The 18598-nt window shown below is 73.0% G+C and carries 17 protein-coding genes; 5 read left to right on the top strand and 12 right to left on the bottom strand.

Annotated elements, in window-relative coordinates; genetic code table 11:
• Window positions 1–41: 41 nt before the first annotated feature.
• Window positions 42–1190 (top strand): TDT family transporter, encoded by a 1149-nt coding sequence (locus tag GBN72_RS27940; protein ID WP_151774726.1) that lies wholly within the window; start codon window positions 42–44, stop codon window positions 1188–1190.
• A gap of 16 nt (window positions 1191–1206) precedes the next feature.
• On the opposite strand, the gene GBN72_RS27935 is transcribed toward GBN72_RS27940, so the two are convergent.
• The 3 genes from GBN72_RS27935 to GBN72_RS27925 all read right to left on the bottom strand — a co-directional run bounded on the left by GBN72_RS27935 (window position 1207) and on the right by GBN72_RS27925 (window position 6006).
• Window positions 1207–1884 (bottom strand): helix-turn-helix domain-containing protein, encoded by a 678-nt coding sequence (locus GBN72_RS27935; protein WP_151774725.1) that lies wholly within the window; start codon window positions 1882–1884, stop codon window positions 1207–1209.
• Window positions 1885–2197: 313 nt separating this feature from the next.
• Window positions 2198–4828 carry an ABC transporter permease/substrate binding protein gene (locus GBN72_RS27930; RefSeq protein WP_151774724.1) on the bottom strand — a complete coding sequence of 877 codons (2631 nt, stop codon included), beginning with the start codon at window positions 4826–4828 and terminating at the stop codon, window positions 2198–2200.
• Complete coding sequence (locus GBN72_RS27925) at window positions 4828–6006, bottom strand: quaternary amine ABC transporter ATP-binding protein (protein ID WP_151774723.1); 1179 nt, start codon at window positions 6004–6006, stop codon at window positions 4828–4830. The genes GBN72_RS27930 and GBN72_RS27925 overlap by 1 nt, the downstream gene beginning before the upstream one ends.
• Window positions 6007–6205: 199 nt before the next feature.
• Between GBN72_RS27925 and GBN72_RS27920 the strand changes: the two genes are divergently transcribed.
• From GBN72_RS27920 to GBN72_RS27910, 4 genes are all read left to right on the top strand, one after another.
• A complete protein-coding gene (locus GBN72_RS27920) occupies window positions 6206–7111 on the top strand; it encodes a 5'-3' exonuclease (RefSeq protein ID WP_151774959.1) in 906 nt (301 codons plus the stop codon).
• A gap of 139 nt (window positions 7112–7250) precedes the next feature.
• Complete coding sequence (locus GBN72_RS27915; RefSeq protein ID WP_151774722.1) at window positions 7251–8147, top strand: siderophore-interacting protein; 897 nt, start codon at window positions 7251–7253, stop codon at window positions 8145–8147.
• A gap of 13 nt (window positions 8148–8160) precedes the next feature.
• Window positions 8161–8325 (top strand): hypothetical protein, encoded by a 165-nt coding sequence (locus GBN72_RS34335; RefSeq protein ID WP_164540916.1) that lies wholly within the window; start codon window positions 8161–8163, stop codon window positions 8323–8325.
• Window positions 8322–9245: an RluA family pseudouridine synthase gene (locus GBN72_RS27910; RefSeq protein ID WP_151774721.1), complete on the top strand. Its 924-nt coding sequence runs from the start codon at window positions 8322–8324 to the stop codon at window positions 9243–9245. Before GBN72_RS34335 ends, GBN72_RS27910 begins: the two co-directional genes overlap by 4 nt.
• A 27-nt stretch (window positions 9246–9272) precedes the next feature.
• Here GBN72_RS27910 and GBN72_RS27905 read toward each other — a convergent pair whose 3' ends face one another.
• From GBN72_RS27905 to GBN72_RS27865, 9 genes are all read right to left on the bottom strand, one after another.
• Window positions 9273–12080 carry a DEAD/DEAH box helicase gene (locus GBN72_RS27905; RefSeq protein ID WP_151774720.1) on the bottom strand — a complete coding sequence of 936 codons (2808 nt, stop codon included), beginning with the start codon at window positions 12078–12080 and terminating at the stop codon, window positions 9273–9275.
• 61 nt (window positions 12081–12141) lie between these two features.
• The gene (locus tag GBN72_RS27900) at window positions 12142–13035 is read right to left on the bottom strand and encodes a diacylglycerol kinase (RefSeq protein ID WP_151774719.1); all 894 of its coding nucleotides are present in this window, start codon (window positions 13033–13035) and stop codon (window positions 12142–12144) included.
• A gap of 41 nt (window positions 13036–13076) precedes the next feature.
• The gene (gene tatC / locus GBN72_RS27895; RefSeq protein ID WP_151774718.1) at window positions 13077–13979 is read right to left on the bottom strand and encodes a twin-arginine translocase subunit TatC; all 903 of its coding nucleotides are present in this window, start codon (window positions 13977–13979) and stop codon (window positions 13077–13079) included.
• A gap of 96 nt (window positions 13980–14075) precedes the next feature.
• Complete coding sequence (gene tatA / locus GBN72_RS27890) at window positions 14076–14357, bottom strand: Sec-independent protein translocase subunit TatA (protein ID WP_151774717.1); 282 nt, start codon at window positions 14355–14357, stop codon at window positions 14076–14078.
• 275 nt (window positions 14358–14632) lie between these two features.
• Window positions 14633–14827 carry a hypothetical protein gene (locus GBN72_RS27885; RefSeq protein WP_151774958.1) on the bottom strand — a complete coding sequence of 65 codons (195 nt, stop codon included), beginning with the start codon at window positions 14825–14827 and terminating at the stop codon, window positions 14633–14635.
• A 21-nt stretch (window positions 14828–14848) separates the two neighbouring features.
• Entirely contained in the window at window positions 14849–15922 is a 1074-nt protein-coding gene (locus GBN72_RS27880; protein WP_151774716.1) for a helix-turn-helix transcriptional regulator, read from the bottom strand.
• Window positions 15923–15969: 47 nt separating this feature from the next.
• Window positions 15970–16923: a helix-turn-helix transcriptional regulator gene (locus tag GBN72_RS27875; protein ID WP_151774715.1), complete on the bottom strand. Its 954-nt coding sequence runs from the start codon at window positions 16921–16923 to the stop codon at window positions 15970–15972.
• A gap of 162 nt (window positions 16924–17085) precedes the next feature.
• The gene (locus tag GBN72_RS27870) at window positions 17086–17457 is read right to left on the bottom strand and encodes an FKBP-type peptidyl-prolyl cis-trans isomerase (RefSeq protein ID WP_151774714.1); all 372 of its coding nucleotides are present in this window, start codon (window positions 17455–17457) and stop codon (window positions 17086–17088) included.
• A 60-nt stretch (window positions 17458–17517) separates the two neighbouring features.
• The gene (locus GBN72_RS27865; RefSeq protein WP_151774713.1) at window positions 17518–18513 is read right to left on the bottom strand and encodes an FKBP-type peptidyl-prolyl cis-trans isomerase; all 996 of its coding nucleotides are present in this window, start codon (window positions 18511–18513) and stop codon (window positions 17518–17520) included.
• Window positions 18514–18598 lie beyond the last annotated feature (85 nt).

The following is an 18598-nucleotide window of genomic DNA, read 5'->3' as shown; positions in this document are numbered from 1 at the left end:
CCCTCTGCCGCCTCCCTGGACCCCTCGGGACGATGGGGGACATGATCCGCGCAGTACGTCATCTCGGTCCCAACTGGTACGCGTCCGTCATGGGGACGGCCGTCGTCGGGACCGCCGGCGCCGGGCTCCCGCTCCCCCTCCCGGGGCTGCGCGGGCTCTGGGCCGGCCTGTGGGCGCTCTCCCTGCTGATGCTGGTGTCCCTGCTGGCCGCCCGCGCCCTGCACTGGCGCCACCACGGCGACCAGGCCCGGCGGCATCTGCTGGACCCGGCGGTGGCCCCGTTCTACGGCTGCCTGTCGATGGCGCTGCTGGCGGTCGGCGGCGGCGCGCTCGCGGTCGGCCGGGACTGGATCGGTCTGCCCGCCGCCGTCGCCCTGGACGCCGTGCTGTTCACCGCCGGCACCGCGACCGGCCTGGTCGTGGCCGTCGTCGTCCCGTACCTGATGGTGGTGCGCCACCGCCTCTCCCCCGGCGACGCCGCCCCGGCCTGGCTGCTGCCGCTGGTGGCGCCGATGGTCTCGGCGGCGCTGGGCCCGCAGCTGATCCCCCACCTGCCCGCGGGCGCCGCCCGGCAGACCATGCTGGCGCTCTGCCTGGCGCTGTTCGGGCTGAGCCTGCTGGCGGTGCTGGTGACCCTGCCGACGGTGTTCGCCCGGCTGCTCACCGGCGGGCCGCCGCCGCTCGCCCTCACCCCGACGCTGTTCCTGGTCCTCGGTCCGCTGGGCCAGTCGACGACCGCCGCCGGCAACTTCGCGGCGGTGGCTCCGGGCACCGTCCCCGACCCGTACGCGCGGGCGCTGGAGGTGGTCTCGGTGCTGTACGGGGTGCCGGTGACGGGCTTCGCGCTGCTCTGGCTGGCCCTGGCCGCCGCCCTGGTGGTGCGCGCGGCCCGCCGGGGCATGGGCTTCGCGATGACCTGGTGGGCGTTCACCTTCCCGGTGGGCACCTGTGTGACCGGCGCGAGCGCCCTGGGCGGGCGCACCGGCCTGGCCGTGTTCGACGCCCTCGCGGTGGCCCTGTTCGCCCTGCTGCTCGTCGCCTGGGCAGCCGCCGCGCTGCCCACCGCGCGCGGCCTGCTCCGCGGCCACCTGCTCGCCGGGCCCGCCGCGGCGGCCCCCGACGCCGGCCCCGCCGCGGCACGGGCGCACGGACAGGCGCAGGCGCCCGCCTACACCCCCGCGCCCGCGTGACCCGCGGGCAGGGCCGTCATCGTGCCCGGTCCTGCGTCGCCTCGATGTGCTCGGCCACCGCGACCACCACCACCCGCGTCCCCGGCTCGGTGGCCCGCCACCGGTGACGGACGCCTCCGGTGAGGTACAGCGTGTCCCCGCGCCCCAGCCGGTAGGCGCGGCCCTCGGCCTCGACCTCCACCGCGCCGTCGGCGACGTACATCAGCTCGTCGTTGCGGTGCTGGAACTCGCGCCCCGCGTCGTACTCCCCGCTGAACTCCGTGGCGTGCATCTGGTGGTGACCGCGCACCAGCGTGCGCGTCCGCGCCGGTCCCGCGGTCTCCGGCGCGTCGGACGAGCCGGTTGCCCGCCCGGCCACCTCGGCCCCCTCGGCGAGGAGTTCGGGGGCGAGAGGTTCGGGGGCGAGGGCTTCCCCGAGGGGCTCCTCGCCCCCGAACCCCTCGCCGCGCACCACGTCCACGCTGCACGCCGGGTCCGCCGCCGCCAGCAGTTCCACCGCCGTGGTCCGCAGGGCGTCCGCGACCTTCTCCAGCGACCGGTGGCTGGGGCGCGCACGCTCGTTCTCGATCTGGCTGAGGAAAGGCACCGACAGGCCGCTCCGCTCGGCCACCGCGGCGAGGGTGAGCTCCAGCGCACGACGGCGCCGCCGGACGGCCGCCCCCACCCGCAGGGGCTGTTCCTTGTGGTCACCCATCGCTCCGGCTCCCTCCCTCACTCGTGTGCGCGCCGCTGAAGACCCGCCGCACGCTCCCATGGTGCCGGAAGTCCTTCCCAAACCTGCTTGACCCCCGGCCCCCACGGCCAAACAAATTCCGGCGGTGCGTGACTGCGCGCATCGAGCCGTCACCCTACGTCATAGCCCGGCGTCCGGGACGGCCGCATCCCCTCCCGGGCCCGCGACACGGGCCCGGGAACCCCGGCGGGCGTCACGCGGAACCCCCCGGGCCGTGCACGCGCTCCGCCCCGGCCGCGACGGCGACCGGGGCGGAGCGACGGGCGGGCGGCCGTCACGCGTCGGGAGTCATCCGGCCGGGAACGTCCGGGTGCTCCTTCAGCCACGCTTCGACGGCCTCGGACTCCTTGCCCTGCCCGCGGCGGACGATCTCCGCCTCCAGGGAGGCCAGTTCCTCCTCGCTCATCCGGAAGCCCTTGATCCATCCGGCGAGCGTCGGGTACTGCTCGGGGAAGTCCTCCGAGGCGATGGTGTGGATCCTGTTGCCCTCGCCCCAGGCCTTCTTCGGGTCCGCCAGCTTGGTCAGCTCGTACTGGTCGTAGGACCAGTGCGGGGACCAGAGGGTGACCGCCACCGGCTTCTTCTCCGCGTAGGCACGCTTGAGTTCGGCCAGCATCGCCGGTGTGGAGCCGTCGACGACCTCGTACTCGTCCTGCAGCCCGTACGCCGGCAGGACGTCCTTCTTCAACAGGTTCATCTCGCCGGTGCCCGGCTCGATGCCGATGATCCTGCCGTCGAACTCGTCGGCGCGGCCCTTCAGGTCCTCCATGGAGTCGATGCCCTTGACGTACGAGGGCACCGCGATCTCCAGCGAGGTGGGTTCGTACCAGCTGCCGAGGTCGACGAGGTCATCCTTGGTCTTCTCCCAGAAGTTGCTCTGGGCGTGCGGCAGCCAGGCGTCGAAGTTGAGGTCGACGTCACCGCTCGCGAGGCCGGTGTAGACGGGGCCGACGTCCATCTGCTTGAGGTTCATCGTGTAGCCGCGGTCCTCCAGGACGTGCTTCCAGAGGTGGGTGACGGCGATGTCCTCCTCCCACGGGAACCAGGCGACCTCCAGCGGGCGCGCGGTCTCCTCGCCGCCCTCGGTGCCCTTGGCGCCCTCGGGCAGCGGGGCCCACTCGTCCACCAGTCCGGGGTGCTTCTTCAGCCAGGCCTTGACGGCCTTGTCCTGGTTGCCCTTGCCGGCCGCGTTGATGTCCGCCTCGAGGCCGGTGAGCTGCTTCTCGGTCATCGTGAAGTCGCGCAGCCAGCCGGCGACGACCGGGTTCTCCTCGGAGTACCCGTCGCGGGCCAGCGTGTGGATCTTGTCGCCGGCGCCCCAGGCGTCCTTGGGGTCCTTCAGCTTCTTCAGCTCGAAGTCGTTGTACGCCCAGTGCGGCGACCACAGGGTCGTCACGATCGGCTCCTCGGCCGCGTAGGCGCGCTTGAGTTCGGCGAGCATGGCGGGGGTCGAGCTGTCGACCACCTCGTACTCGTCCTCCAGGCCGTACGCCCCGAGCACCTTGTTCTTCAGCAGGTCCATCTCGCCCGCGCTGGGCTCGATGCCGGTGATCTTCCCGCCGAACTCGTCGGCGCGGCCCTTGAGGTCCTCCATGGAGTCGATGCCGTCCATGTAGGCCGGGACGGCCAGCTCCAGGGAGGTGGGGCCGTACCAGGCGCCCAGGTTCTCCACCTTGCCGCCGTGCTTCTTCAGGAACGGGCCGGAGGTGGTGGGCAGCCAGGCGTCGGTCTGGAAGTCGATGTCGCCGCCTGCCAGCGCGGTGTAGAGCGGTGCCACGTCGTACTGCTGGACCTCGACGTCGAAGCCGCGCTGCTCCAGGACGTTCTTCCAGACGTAGGTGGAGGCGACGGCCTCCTCCCAGGCCACGTAACCGATGGTGACCTTCTTGCCCTTGCCGACGTCCGCCGCGTCGCCGACGGCCGTGGCGGGGGCGTTGCCCGCGCCGCCCACGGCTCCCAGCAGTCCGGCGGTGAGCGCCAGGGCGATCACGCCGACGCCCGCGACGACCGGTCGCGGCCGGTAGGACAGGACCCGGGCGAGGCCCGTGGTGCGCACGGCCGCGGCGGCGCGGCGGCCCAGCGGGGACAGCTCGCGGCCCAGCGCGTTGGTCATCCGGTCCAGGTAGACCGCGAGGATCACGATGGACAGGCCCGCCTCCGCGCCGAGGCCGACGTCGAGCTGGCCGATGGCCTCGTTGACCGCGCCGCCCAGGCCGCCGGTGCCGACCATGCCGGCGATGGCCGCCATCGACAGGCCCAGCATGATGACCTGGTTGACGCCGGCCATCACGGTGGGCAGCGCCAGCGGCAGCTGGACCCGCAGCAGCGTGTTGCGCCGGGTGGTGCCGAAGGCCTCGGCCGCCTCGACCAGCTCGGGGTCGACCTGGCGGATGCCCAGCTCGGTCATCCGGACGGCGGGCGCGACGGCGAAGATCAGGGTGGCGACGATGCCCGCGGGGGCGCCGGTGCCGAAGAAGATGATGGCCGGGATCAGGTAGACCATGGCCGGCAGCGTCTGCATGAAGTCCAGCACCGGGCGCACCGCGGCGCTCACCCGGTCGGAGCGCGCGGCCCAGATGCCGACGGGCACGCCCACCGCCAGGGCGATCACGGTGGCCACCAGCAGCAGCGCCAGCGTGGACATGGAGTCGGACCACAGGCCGAGCGCGTCGACGAAGACGAAGCCGAGGAAGGACAGCACGCCGGCCGACAGGCCGCGCAGCCGCCAGGCGACCACCGAGAGGATGCCGATCAGCAGCAGCGGCTCCGGGGCCTGGAGCACGGCGTCCAGGCCGTCGTAGGCGCCCGCGAAGACCGTCTTGAAGAAGTCGAAGAGCCAGGCCAGGTGTGCGCGGAGCCATTCGACCCCGGTGTTGACCCACTCGCCGAAGGTGATGCGGGGCATCAGGCGGCCACCCCCTCGGGGCCGGTGGTATGCCGTTCGCAGGCGGCGGGCGCCTTGGCCGCGCCGTCGGCGGCGTCCGTGTCGGCGACGGCGTCCGTGTCGGCGACGGCGTCCGTGTCGGCGACGGCGTCCGTGTCGGCGACGGCGTCGTCGGCGTCCACGTCGCCGATCACGGCGACCAGCCGCTCCTGGGAGACCGTGCCGACCCTGGCGCCCTCGGCGTCCACCACCTCCACGGCGTGCGGCGTGCGGGCGCACAGGGCGCACAGCTCGTCGAACGGCATGTCCGGGGTGGCGGTCGGGCAGTCGCAGCCGGCCTCGCCGCCACCGGTGGAGCGGTCCATCACGGCAGCCGCGGTCAGCACCTTCGAGCGGTCGACGTCCCGGGTGAAGGAGGCGACGTACTCGTCCGAGGGCCGGACCAGGATGTCCTCCGCGGTGCCGATCTGCACGATCTCGCCGTCCCGCATCACGGCGATGCGGTCGCCGAGGCGCATCGCCTCGTTGAGGTCGTGGGTGATGAAGACGATGGTCTTGTGCAGCGTCTTCTGCAGCTCCAGCAGCTGGTCCTGCATCTCGCGGCGGATCAGCGGGTCGAGGGCGCTGAAGGACTCGTCCATCAGCAGCAGGTCGGCGTCGGTGGCCAGCGCGCGCGCCAGTCCGACGCGCTGGCGCATACCGCCGGAGAGCTCGTCGGGCCAGGACTTCTCCCAGCCCTCCAGCCCGCACAGGGCGAGCGCCTCGGCGGCCCGCTCCTCCCGCTCGGCACGCGGCACGCCCTGGACCTCCAGGCCGTAGGCGGCGTTCTGCAGCACGGTGCGGTGGGGGAAGAGCGCGAAGTGCTGGAAGACCATGCTGATGCGCCGCGAGCGCAGGGTGCGCAGCTCGGCGGCGGTGAGCGAGGCCAGGTCCTGGCCGTCGAAGCTGACGGTGCCCGCGGTCGGCTCCAGCAGCCCGTTGAGCATGCGCAGGAGCGTGGACTTGCCCGAGCCGGACAGGCCCATGACCACGAAGATCTCGCCCGGCTCCACCGTGAAGGAGGCGTCGATGACCGCGGCGGTGACGCCGTCGGCCCTCAGCTCTTCGCGATCGGCGCCTTTGCGCAGTCGTTCCACCGTTTGCTCGGGTCTGCCACCGAACACCTTGTAGACCTTCTCGGCCTGCAATCTGGATGACACGTTCAGCCTCTCGTCCTACCGTTCGACATCCGCGCCGTTGGCATATGCAACAGAAGCGGACAGGAGCCGCACCTGCCCCGGCCTCCACGGGGCAAACGCCCGCCCGGGACGGCTTCACGGCACGCTCACATTCGTGTCCCGCCCGAGACATGCCCGAACCACGGGTACGGCAAGATGGCGAGGCGTGACCGGACGACTGATGCTTCTCGACACCGCTTCCCTCTATTTCCGTGCCTACTTCGGCATGCCCGAATCGGTGAAGGCGCCGGACGGCATGCCGGTGAACGCCGTGCGCGGCCTCCTCGACTTCATCGACCGCCTGGTCAAGGACCACCGCCCCGACGCGCTGGTGGCGTGCATGGACGCGGACTGGCGGCCGGCCTGGCGGGTGGAGCTGATCCCCTCCTACAAGGCCCACCGGGTGGCCGAGGAGCGGACCGGGGGCCCGGACGCCGAGGAGGTCCCGGACACCCTCTCGCCGCAGGTCCCGGTGATCGAGGCCGTGCTGGACGCGCTGGGCATCGCCCGGGTGGGCGTGGCCGGCTACGAGGCGGACGACGTGATCGGCACCTTCACGGCCCGCGCGACCGGCGCGGTGGACATCGTGACCGGGGACCGCGACCTCTTCCAGCTGGTCGACGACGCCCGCGGGGTGCGGGTGCTCTATCCGGTGAAGGGCGTCGGCAACCCGCAGATCATGGACGAGGCGGCCCTGCGCGAGAAGTACGGGGTGGACGGCAGCGGGTACGCCGACCTGGCGCTGCTGCGCGGCGACCCGAGCGACGGCCTGCCCGGCGTGCCGGGCGTCGGCGAGAAGACGGCCGCCAAGCTGCTGGAGAGGTTCGGGGACCTGGCTGGGATCATGGCCGCGGTGGACGACCCCGCCTCCGGCCTCACCCCGGCGCAGCGCCGCCGGCTGGACGAGTCCCGGCCGTACCTGGCGGTCGCCCCGAAGGTGGTGCGGGTCGCCTCGGACGTGCCGCTCCCCGAGGTCGGCACCACGCTGCCGAAGGCGCCGCGCGACCCGGAGACGGTCCGGGCCCTGGCCGCGCGCTGGAACCTGGGCGGTTCGCTCCAGCGTCTCCTGACCACCCTGGAGGGCTGACGGACGAGGGCCGGCGCGGCCCCGTGGCCACAAGGACCCTCGGCCACAAAATGCCACCGGACATGCCACCCGAGCAAAGTCACGGCCGCCGATTCGGTGTTAGCTTAGGGGAGCCTAAGCTAACTAGCAGGGAGGCCTCATGACAGCGCGCCCGGTCCGCAAGAGCCCGCCGCAGCCGCACCTCGGACGGGTGATCCGCACCCAGCGGCTCACGCCGCACATGCAGCGGGTGGTCTTCGGCGGTGAGGGTCTGGCCGGCTTCGAGGCGGGGACCCGCACGGACCACTACGTCAAGCTGGTGTTCCCCGCCGAGGGCGTCGAGTACCCCGAGCCGTTCAGCATGGCCCGCGTCCGCGAGGAGTTCCCCCGCGAGCAGTGGCCGGTCACCCGCACCTACACGGTCCGTACCTGGGACCCGGAGCTGCGCGAGCTGACCGTCGACTTCGTGGTCCACGGCGACGAGGGCCTGGCCGGCCCCTGGGCGCTGCGCGCGCAGCCCGGCGACACGCTGAGGATGCTGGGCCCGGGCGGCGCCTACGCCCCGGATCCGTCGGCGGACTGGCACCTGCTGGTCGGTGACGAGAGCGCCCTGCCGGCGATCTCGGCGGCCCTGGAGGCGCTGCCCGCGGGCGCCGAGGTGCGGGCCTTCGTCGAGGTCTCCGGGCCCGAGGACGAGGTGAAGATCGACACCGACGCGGAGATCGTCTGGCTGCACCGTGGTGACGCCCCGGTGGGCTCCCTGCTGGTGGAGGCCGTCGCGTCGCTGGAGTGGCCCGAGGGCCGGGTGCACGCGTTCGTGCACGGCGAGGCGGCCTTCGTGCGGGAGCTGCGCCGGATGCTCCGGCTGGAGCGGCAGGTCCCCCGCGAGGACCTGTCGGTCTCCGGCTACTGGCGTCTGGGCCACACCGAGGACCGCTGGCAGGCGGCCAAGCCGGAGTGGAACGCCGCCGTCGAGGCCGAGCAGGAGGGCGCGGCCCCCGCGGCCCCCGGCTCGCCGGCGCCCGCCGCGCGCGCCCTCTCCCCGGCCGCCGCGTGACGGACCCGACCGGGTGACCGCCCGCACCGTCCCCGCCCTGCGCACCGCCGGCGGCGCACGCCGCATCCGCACCGCAGGCGTCCGCGCCGCCGGCACCGTCCGCCCCGACCGCACCACCCGCACCGCCGGTGCCGACGTCAACGCCGGCACCGGCGCCGAGCACCCGCAGCGCCGATGACCCGCAGAAGCTCCGCCCCGCCCTCCCCGCTGCCGCAGCGCGACGGGGTCGATCCGGTGCGCGTCCGTCTGCCCGCCGGCGGCCCCGGGGCGACGGTGGGCGAGCACCTGAGGGCGCGCTTGGCGGCCGGGCCCGGGGTGATCGACGCGATGTTCGCCGCCGGGGCGATCGTCGGCGCGGACGGCCGCCCCGTCGACCCTCGGACCCCCTACCGGGCCGGACTGCACGTCTGGTTCCACCGTGAGCTGCCCGCCGAGGAGCCGGTGCCGTTCCCGGTGGAGGTCGTGTACCAGGACGAGCACATCGTGGTCGCCGACAAGCCGCACTTCCTGGCGACCACCCCCCGCGGCCGCCATGTCGCCGAGACGGCGCTGGCCCGGCTGCGGCGGGACCTCGGCATCCCCGCCCTGACCGCGGCGCACCGGCTCGACCGGCTGACCGCGGGCCTGGTCCTCTTCACGGTGCGTCCCGAGGAGCGCGGCGCGTACCAGACGCTCTTCCGGGACCGGCGCATCACCAAGGAGTACGAGGCGGTCGCCCCGCACGACCCCGCGCTGGAGCTGCCCCGGGTGGTGCGCAGCCGCCTGGTGAAGGAGCGCGGGTCGCTGACCGCCCGCGAGGCCGAGGGCGAACCCAACGCCGTGAGCCGGATCGAGCTGATCCGGTGGCGCGGCGGTCTGGGCCACTACCGGCTGCTGCCGGAGACGGGGCAGACGCACCAGCTGCGCGTCCACCTGTGCTCGCTGGGCGTGCCGATCCTCGGTGACCCGCTCTACCCCGAGGTGGCCCCGCCCGCCGCCCCGGGCGACTTCTCCCGGCCGCTCCAGCTGCTGGCCCGCCTCCTGCGCTTCGCCGACCCGGTGACCGGCAGGCGGCACGAGTTCCGCAGCGGGCGCGGGCTGGAGGCCTTCCCCTCCTAGGCCCGCGCCCTCGCGACCGCGCCGCCGCTACCCCACCGAGGAGTAGGCGACCACGCCCCGCAGCAGCGCGTCGACGGCCTTGCGCGCCGTCCTCGGCACGGTGGACCCCTCGGAGGGTGCCGCCGCGGCGATCTGGCCGAGTACGTCGATGACCTGCTTGCACCAGCGGACGAAGTCACCGGCCGGCATCTCGGCCTCCCGCAGCACCTCGTCCAGCCCCTTGTCGGAGGCCCACATGTAGGCCGCCCAGGCGAAGCCGAGGTCCGGCTGCCGCTGGCCCACGCCCTCGGTCTGCCGGATGCGGAACTCCTCCTCCATCGCGTCCAGCCGGCCCCAGATGCGGACCGTCTCGTCCAGCGCGGCCTTGGCCTTGCCGGAGGGCACCTTGGGCGCGAGGGCGTCGTCCCCGGCGCGGGACTCGAAGACCAGCGCCGAGACGCAGGCCGCCAGCTCGGCGGGGTTCAGCCCCTCCCAGACGCCGGCCCGCAGGCACTCGCTGGACAGCAGGTCCAGTTCGCCGTAGAGGCGGGCCAGCCGCTTGCCGTGCTCGGTGACCTCGTTGCCGCGCAGGTAGTCCAGCTCGGTCAGCAGGGCCACGATGCGGTCGAAGGTCCGGGCGATGGTGTTGGTCCGCCCGTCGATGCGCCGCTCCAGCTGCGAGGTGTCGCGCATCAGCCGGTGGTACCGCTCGGCCCACCGGGCGTGGTCCTCGCGGTCGTCGCAGCCGTGGCAGGGGTGGGCCCGCAGGGCGGTGCGCAGCCGCTTGATCTCCCGGTCGTCGGCGGCCTCGGCGCGGCGCTTGCGGTGCCGCTCGGGCGCGATGTGGCCGGCCTTGGTGCGCAGCGCGGAGGCCAGGTCGCGGCGGGACTGCGGGGAGCGCGCGTTGAACGACCGGGGGATCCGCATGCGGTCCAGCGGCTCCACCGGCACCGGGAAGTCCATCTCGGCGAGGCGCTTCACCTGGCGCTCGGCGGTGAGCACCAGGGGCCGGGGCCCGTCGTGGCGGTCGAAGCCGCGGTGGCCGTCGGTCCGCCCGGCGGACAGGCCCGGGTCGAGGACCAGCGCGAGCCCGGCGTACTTGCCGGTCGGCACGTGGATGATGTCGCCGGGCTTCAGCCGCTCCAGGGAGGCGGCGGCCTCGGCGCGGCGCACGTGGGCGCCCTGCCGGGCCAGCTCGTTCTCCCGGTCCTTGAGTTCGCGGCGCAGCCGGGCGTACTCGTCGAAGTCGCCCAGGTGGCAGGTCATGGCCTCCTTGTAGCCGGCCAGACCCTCCTCGTTCTTCTGCACCTGCCGGGAGATCCCGACCACCGACTTGTCGGCCTGGAACTGGGCGAACGAGGTCTCCAGCAGCTCGCGCGAGCGGTGCCGCCCGAACTGCTCGACCAGATTGACCGCCATGTTGTACGACGGCTTGAAGCTGGACCGCAGCGGATAGGTGCGGGTGCCCGCGAGACCGGCCAGGTGCTCGGGGTTCATCGCCCGCTGCCACAGCACCACCGCGTGGCCCTCGACGTCGATGCCGCGGCGGCCGGCCCGGCCGGTGAGCTGGGTGTACTCGCCGGGGGTGATGTCGGCGTGGGTCTCGCCGTTCCACTTGACGAGCTTCTCCAGCACCACGGAGCGGGCGGGCATGTTGATGCCCAGCGCCAGCGTCTCGGTGGCGAAGACCGCCTTGACCAGGCCGCGGACGAAGAGCTCCTCGACGACCTCCTTGAAGGTCGGCAGCATGCCCGCGTGGTGGGCGGCGATGCCCCGCTCGAGGCCTTCCAGCCACTCGTAGTAGCCGAGGACGTGCAGGTCCTCCGCGGGGATGGAGGCGGTGCGCTCCTCGACGAGGTCGCGCACCCTCTGGCGGGCCGCGTCGTCGTTGAGCCGCAGGCCGGCGTAGAGGCACTGCTGGACGGCGGCCTCGCAGCCGGCCCTGCTGAAGATGAAGGTGATCGCGGGCAGCAGGCCCTCGGCGTCGAGCCGCTCGATCACCTCGGCGCGGCTGGGCGTCCAGACCCGCGAACGCTGGCGGCGCTCCCGCTCCCGGTCGGCCTCGCGCATCATCTTGCCGCGGCGGCGCTCCTGGTAGGAGGGGCGGCTGGCCTCCAGCCGGGCCATCCGGGTGAGGTCCGGGTTGACGGCCTTCCGCTGCCCCTCGGCCTCCTCGAACAGGTCGTACATCCGGCGTCCGGCCAGCACGTGCTGGAAGAGCGGCACCGGGCGGTGCTCGGAGACGATCACCTCGGTGTCGCCGCGGACGGTGTCGAGCCAGTCGCCGAACTCCTCGGCGTTGGAGACGGTCGCGGAGAGGGAGACCAGGGTGACGGACTCCGGGAGGTGGATGATCACTTCCTCCCAGACGGCGCCGCGGAAGCGGTCGGAGAGGTAGTGCACCTCGTCCATCACCACGTAGCCGAGGCCCAGCAGCGTCTGCGAGCCGGCGTACAGCATGTTCCGCAGCACCTCGGTGGTCATCACGACCACGGGGGCGTCGGAGTTCACGCTGTTGTCACCGGTGAGCAGGCCGACCTTGTCGGCGCCGTACCGGCGGCACAGGTCGGCGTACTTCTGGTTGGAGAGCGCCTTGATGGGCGTGGTGTAGAAGCACTTCTTGCCCTGGTTCAGGGCCAGGTGGACGGCGAACTCACCGACGATCGTCTTGCCGGAGCCGGTGGGGGCGGCCACGAGCACGCCCTTGCCGGCCTCCAGGGCCTTGCACGCCTCTATCTGGAACGGATCGAGGCCGAAGTCGTACATCTCGCGGAACGGGCCGAGCGCGGTGGCCTGCTCCGCGGCGCGCCTGCGGGCTGCCGCGTACCGCTCGGCGGGAGAGAGATCCTCTGTCATCGTACGTTCGAGCGTACCCGTCGCCGCCGACAACCGAACGATCTTTTGCGGGCGCCCGCCGTCAGCCGGCTCCCGCCACCCGCACCGCGCCGCGGACGCACTCCGCGGTGATCGGCAGCGGGCCCAGCCGCTCCCCGTCGACGTAGGCGGTCAGGTCCTCCGCCACCAGCTCCACCCGCGACGCCCGGTAGGTGGTCACCACCGGGTGGTCGACGTGCGTGCCCTTGTAGACGCGCGGGAAGACCTTGAGCAGCGTGGCCCGGCTGCACCCACCGACGACGGTCACGTCGAACAGGCCGTCCCGCAGGTCCGCGCCGGGGCAGATGCGCATGCCGCCGCCGTAGGAGGACCCGTTGCCGACGGCGATCAGGGTCGCCTCGACCTCGCGGGTCTCGCCACCGTCCAGGGTGAGCCGGTAGCTCAGGGGCCGGAACGCCGCCAGTTCCGCCACGATCGCCAGGTCGTACCGGAACCGGCCGACCGGCAGTCTCATGCGGTTGCCCCGGTCGTTGACCCGGGAGTCGAACCCGGTGGCGATCACGGTGCCGAACCAGCGCCCGTTCACCCGGCCCAGGTCGATCGCGGCCGGCCGCGCCTCCTTCAGCGCGGCGGCGATCCGCCCGGCCGCGGCGGCCGGGTCGCGCACCGGGAGGCCGAGCGTGCCCGCGAAGTCGTTTCCGGTGCCGACGGCGACCACCCCGAGGGGGGTGTCGGTGCCCGCCACCGCCTGGAGCGCCAGGTGCACCAGGCCGTCGCCGCCGACCGCGACCAGCGCCCCGGTGCCGTCCGCGACGGCCTGGCGGGCCCGGGCCAGCGCGTCGTCGGCGTCCAGGCCGAGGACGGTCCGCACGGAGAAGCCCGCGGCCCGCAACGCCGACGCGGCCGGCTGCGCCGCGTGGGCGCCCCGGCCGCGTCCCGCGGTGGGGTTGACGAAAAGCGCGATTTCGCTGGTCACGGCCGCACCTTACGAGGTCCGCGCGCCGGAGGGGAGCCCGGTCAGGTCACGTCGTCGTAACCGTTGATCCGGCCCTGCCGGTCGGTGCGCCCGCCGTCGGCCTGCTCGGGGAGCATCGGCGCGGTGGCGACCGGCTCGACCTCCTCGATCGACTCCGGCGTCAGATCCACCTCGGACGCCTCGTCGTCGGACAGGGCGGTGTCCTTGTTCTTCCGGGCGCGCCGCTTGTCGTTGAGGATCGAGAAGCCCACGGCGAGGAAGAACAGCACCACGATCGGACCGGACAGCGCGATCATGCCGACCGGGTCGGTGGTGGGGGTGGCGACGGCGCCGAAGACGAAGACACCCATGACCACGCCGCGCCACCAGCTCGCCATCCGCTTGCCTGTCACCACGCCCACCATGTTGAGCATGATCAGCAGCAGCGGGAGCTCGAAGGCCAGACCGAAGATCAGCACCATGCGGACGGTGAAGTCCAGGACGTCGTCCAGGGTGAGCATGTTGGACGCCACGTCGGGCGTGAGGCTCAGCAGCACCTGGACGCTCACCGGGAGCACCACGTACGCGAGGGCGGCCCCGCCGACGAACAGCGGCACGGCCGCGGCCACGAAGGCGTAGGTGTACTTCCGCTCGTGCTGGTGCAGGCCCGGGGCGACGAAGGCCCACAACTGGTACAGCCAGACCGGGCTGGCGATGATCAGGCCGGCCATGAGGCTGACCTTGACCGTCACGGTGAAGGGCGACGTGAGCGTATTGAAGGACAGCACCGCGCAGTTGCCGCCCTTGCTCTGCGCGAATCCGCCCTCGCAGATGGGCACAGGAGCCGCGAGGAAGTCCATCAGCTGTTCGCTGAAGAACACCGCGCCGATGGTCACGACGACGATCGCGACGACCGCCTTGGAAACCCGGCGGCGGAGTTCCCGGAGGTGCTCCATGAGGGGCATCCGCCCCTCAGGGTCCTTCTCCTGTTTGCGGGCAGACGTGAGCAACCCACATCCTCATCTCGTGCGGGCAGGCCGGAGGGGAGTCCGGCCTGGAGGTCAGCGCTTGGTCGTGTCGGTCGGCTCGTTGACCGGGCGCGAGCTCGTCACGTCACCGGGGGCGGCCTGGATGACACGCGGCGCGGGCTCGTCGGAGGCGGGCGGACCGGCGGGAGCCGCCTCGTCCTTCTTGCCCTCCTCCTTCATCGCCTTGGCCTCGCTCTTGAGGATGCGGGCGGACTTGCCGAGGGACCGAGCCATGTCCGGAAGCTTCTTGGCGCCGAACAGCAGCAGGATGACGACGAGGATCAGAATGATCTCGGTAGGTCCGAGCCGTCCCATAAGTCTTTACCTTCTCACCGAGGCCACTGGGGGGTGTTGTGCTTCCGGGGCGGACATGGGTCCGGCCTCCGTCAGCGATCGTAACGTCCGGGAATGAACGATGGGCATCCCCCGGACGTACTCCCGGTCACACGAGCCGATGCCTCGATATCCGGCCCGCGAAGATGCAGCGTACCTGCCGCCGGGCCCGCTCGAACAGGGTCCGGACCCTTGCTCCGCCTGCTTCCGAGGCCTTGCCGCGCTCACCGGATGGGGACTTCGCGCAGGTGAGAGCTTCACAGGCTCCCGGCGGCCCGAACCGTCCGCTCCGCGGCCTGTTCGAGGTCGGCGGCGGCGGTGCCGATCCGCCGGGCCGACCGCTCCACCTGGATCCCCAGCCGCCGCGCCTCGACGAACACCCGCACGGCGAGCACGCCGAGCACGGCGAGCCCCAGGAAACCGAGGGCGACGGCGAGCATCGCCCAGAACATGGCACCGGACATGGGGCGAGCCTACGCGCCCGCGGGAGCGGCGCCCGCACCGGCGGGGTCCGCGGGGGCGGCGGGACCGGTGGTGGCCGCGGCGTCGAACAGGCCGTCACCGTCCTCCCCGTAGGCGGCCAGCGCCTCGCGGGCGGCGCCGCGGGCGCTGTCGGCGAGTTCCGCGGGGGCGACGATCCGCCCGTCGGGGCCGAGCCGCAGCGCCAGGCGGCGCAGCGACTCCGGGGCGGGGGTGCGGATGGTGATCCGCAGCCCGCCGTCGGGGAGCTCCTCGGCGGCGTCGTGCGGGTAGTACTCGGCCACCCAGCGGCCGGCCGGGCCGACCTCGACCACGACCTCCGGGTCGTCGGCGGAGGGCTGCACCAGTCCGGCGGACAGGTCGCGCGGCTCGATCCGGGGCGGCTCGGAGGGCTCGTCGAGGATGCGGATCTCGGCGACCCGGTCCAGGCGGAAGGTGCGGCGCGCCTCGGAGCGGCGGCACCAGGCCTCGACGTAGGTGTGGCCGACGCTGACCAGGCGGATCGGGTCGATCTCCCGCTCGCTGACCTCGTCGCGGGCGGGCGACCAGTAGCGGATCCACAGCCGGCGGCCCTCGGAGATGGCCCGGTCGACGTCGGCGAAGACGCCGCCCTCGGACTCGAAGGTCACCGACAGGCGGGAGCTGGCCTCGGCGGTCTCACCGGCCGCGGTCTCCACCTTGGCGGTGGCGCGCAGCAGCGCCTGCCGGTCGCCCTCGCGCAGGCCGGGCAGGGTGGCCACGGCACGCGCGGCGACCAGCAGCGCGGTGGCCTCGTCGGCGGCGAGGCGCAGCGGCTGGGCGGCCTCGGAGGAGAGCGCGGCGGGGTTGTGCCACCAGATGTGCTCGCCGTCGGTGTCGATGTCCAGCAGGTCACCGCCGCGGAAGCTGGTGCCGCACATGGGCAGCAGCTCCAGGTCGGCGATCAGCTCGTCCCCGGTGATGCCGAAGGCCCGGGCCACGTCGGCGACGCGGGCGCCGGGGCGCTCGCGGAGGTAGGTGACCAGGGAGAGCATCCGCCGGGTCTGGTCGATGGCGTTGGCGGGGCGGTTGCCCCGGCTGGTCGTCATGCTGGCGTTCCCCTCACTGCTGCCGGCGTTTCCCTCATCCGGAGCCCTCAGCCCTTGGCCACGGCGCGCAGCCGGTCGATCACGTCGGCCCGCAGTTCGGCCGGTTCCACGGCCACCACGTCGGGCCCGAACTCGACGAGCAGGGCGTCGAGGCCGTGGCCGTACGGGATCTCCACCTCGTCCCAGCCGTCGCCGAGCGGCCGGACGGCGGTGGCGCGGGCGCGCAGCGGGTAGCCGCAGCCGGTGCGCAGCCGGATCAGGGCGGAGCGCTCGGCGCTCTCGCCGGCCCAGCGGGCGACCGTCTCACGGACCCGGACCACGTCGGGGACCTCGGCGGTGAAGGCGCCGGTGCGGGTGCGGACCTTGCCGGTGATCCGGGAGAGCCGGAAGACCCGCTCGGCGCCGCGGTCGCGGTCCCAGCCGGCCAGGTACCAGTGGCCGCGCCAGCACTCCAGCGCCCAGGGCTCGACCTGGCGCGGTTCGGGGGCGGCGGCGGTGGCCTTGCGGTAGTCGAAGACGACCGGGCGGCGGTCGCGGCAGGCGAGCATCAGCGGCTCGAAGGCGGCCTCGTGGACGGGGATGCGCGGTTCGAGGGCGCCGTGGGTGGCGTACGGGTCGACGTCCTCGGGCAGCCCGGCCGCGCGCAGCTTCTGCAGGGCGCCGCTGGCCGCCCCGGCGAGCCGGGCCTGCTGCCAGACGCTGGCGGCCAGGCCCAGGGCGGCGGCCTCCTCGGCGTCCAGGGTGATGGGCGGCAGCTGGTTGGAGTCGTGGCGGGCCAGGTAGCCGACCTCGCCGTCGAGGTTCTCGACCGTCTCGATGACCAGTCCGAGCTCCCGCAGGTCGTCCTTGTCCCGCTCGAACATGCGGTTGAACGACTCGTCGGTGGTGGCCTCCATGTAGGCCTCCAGGGATGCGCGCAGCTCGCGCTTGCTGAGCGGCCGCCGGGTGCCCAGCAGGCACAGTGCCAGGTTCATCAGCCGCTCTGCCTTGGCAATCGCCATCGACGCCCTACGCCCTCTCCCTCGTCACTTCCGACGGACGACCGTACCGCTCCGGGGGCCCGGGGGGAAAGCCGAGGGTCCGTGCCCGGGCGGGCACGGACCCCTGGGAGCCCGCGGTGATCGTTTCCGACCGTGTGCCGGCCGTCGGGGGCCGGCCCGGGGTCAGACCGAGACCAGGTCGCAGACGAAGATCAGCGTCTCGCCGGGGCCGATGTCGCGGCCTGCGCCGCGGTCGCCGTACGCCAGGTGCGGCGGGATGATCAGCTGGCGGCGGCCGCCGACCTTCATGCCCTGCACGCCCTGGTCCCAGCCGCTGATGACCTGGCCGATGCCCAGCTGGAAGCGCAGGGGGGTGCCGCGGTTGAACGACGAGTCGAACTCCTCGCCGGTGGAGAAGGCCACGCCGACGTAGTGGACGGAGACGATGTCGCCGGCCTTGGCCACCTCGCCGTCGCCCTCCCAGATGTCCTTGATCTCGAGGCCCGCCGGCGGCTCGCCGCCCGGGAAGTCGACCTCGGGCTTGTCGTTGCTCACGAATCTGTCTCCTGCTGATGGACGAAAAGATGCAACCGGGTCAGTCTCCCATCCCGGGGGTCACATCTTCGCCAGCAGGTCCACCGTGAAGACGAGCGTCGAGTCCTTCTTGATCGGGCTGCCCTGCGGCGGGTTGTCCCCGTAGCCGAGCTTCGGCGGGATGACGATCAGGACGCGGCTGCCGACCTTCTTGCCCGCCAGGCCCTGCGACCAGCCCGGGACGACCTGCTGCAGCGAGAACGAGGTCAACTGGCCGCGGCTGTAGGTGGAGTCGAACTCCTTGCCGTCCGCCCACAGCACGCCCTTGTACTGCACCAGCACGGTGCTGTCCTGCTCGACCGTGGGGCCGTCGCCCTCGAGGACGTACTCGGAGACGAGGTCCTTCGGGGGCGCGGTCTCGGGGATCTCCAGCGAAGGCGCCTTGCCGTCGGTGTTGGTGCCGACCTTCGGCAGCGCGGAGTCCTGGGCGACCGCCTTGCCGTCGGCGGAGCTGCGGGCGTTGAAGGTGTTCTCGATGTCGATCACGAACACCAGGGTGTCGTCGCCCTTGATGCCGGCCTGCGCGTTGCCCTGCTCGCCGTAGCCCCAGGTGGGCGGGACCGCCATCATCACGCGGCTGCCGGCCTTCTTGCCGGACAGGCCGTAGCGCCAGCCGTCGATGATGCTGCCCTGGGCGAGCTGGATGACGATCGGGGTCTTGCGGTCGTAGGAGTTGTCGAAGACCTTGGCGTTCGCCCAGTTCTGGCCGAGGTACTGCGCCTGGATGAAGTCGTTCTCGGCGACCGTGCGGCCGTTCCCGGCGATGACCGTGCGCACCGCGAGATCCTTCGAGGGGGTGCCGGTGCCCTTGGCCACCGTCGGCTTCTGCCCGAACTCCTTGCCGGCGGTGATCTCGGGGAGCGGTCCGTCCACGATCTTCGGCGGCGGGGGCGCGCTGGGCGACTGGGGGGACGGGCTGCCCGTGGCCTCGGCCTCCTTGTCCGGCGAGTCGGATCCACAGGCGGAGAGGGTGGCCAGTCCGGCGGGAACGGCCAGAAGGAGTGAGCGTCGGCGCACGATGGGGGCCTCTATCGGTCGATCTTCGAGTGGGCGTCCCGCGTCACTCTACGGCTTTCCCGCCCCGCCGCCCCCGACAAGCGCG

Origin of the sequence: Streptomyces abyssomicinicus (assembly GCF_008974245.1) — a bacterium.
In the GTDB taxonomy this organism is placed as follows: domain Bacteria; phylum Actinomycetota; class Actinomycetes; order Streptomycetales; family Streptomycetaceae; genus Streptomyces; species Streptomyces abyssomicinicus.
Note: the sequence above shows the minus strand (reverse complement) of the source record. Positions and strands in the feature narration are given on the sequence as shown.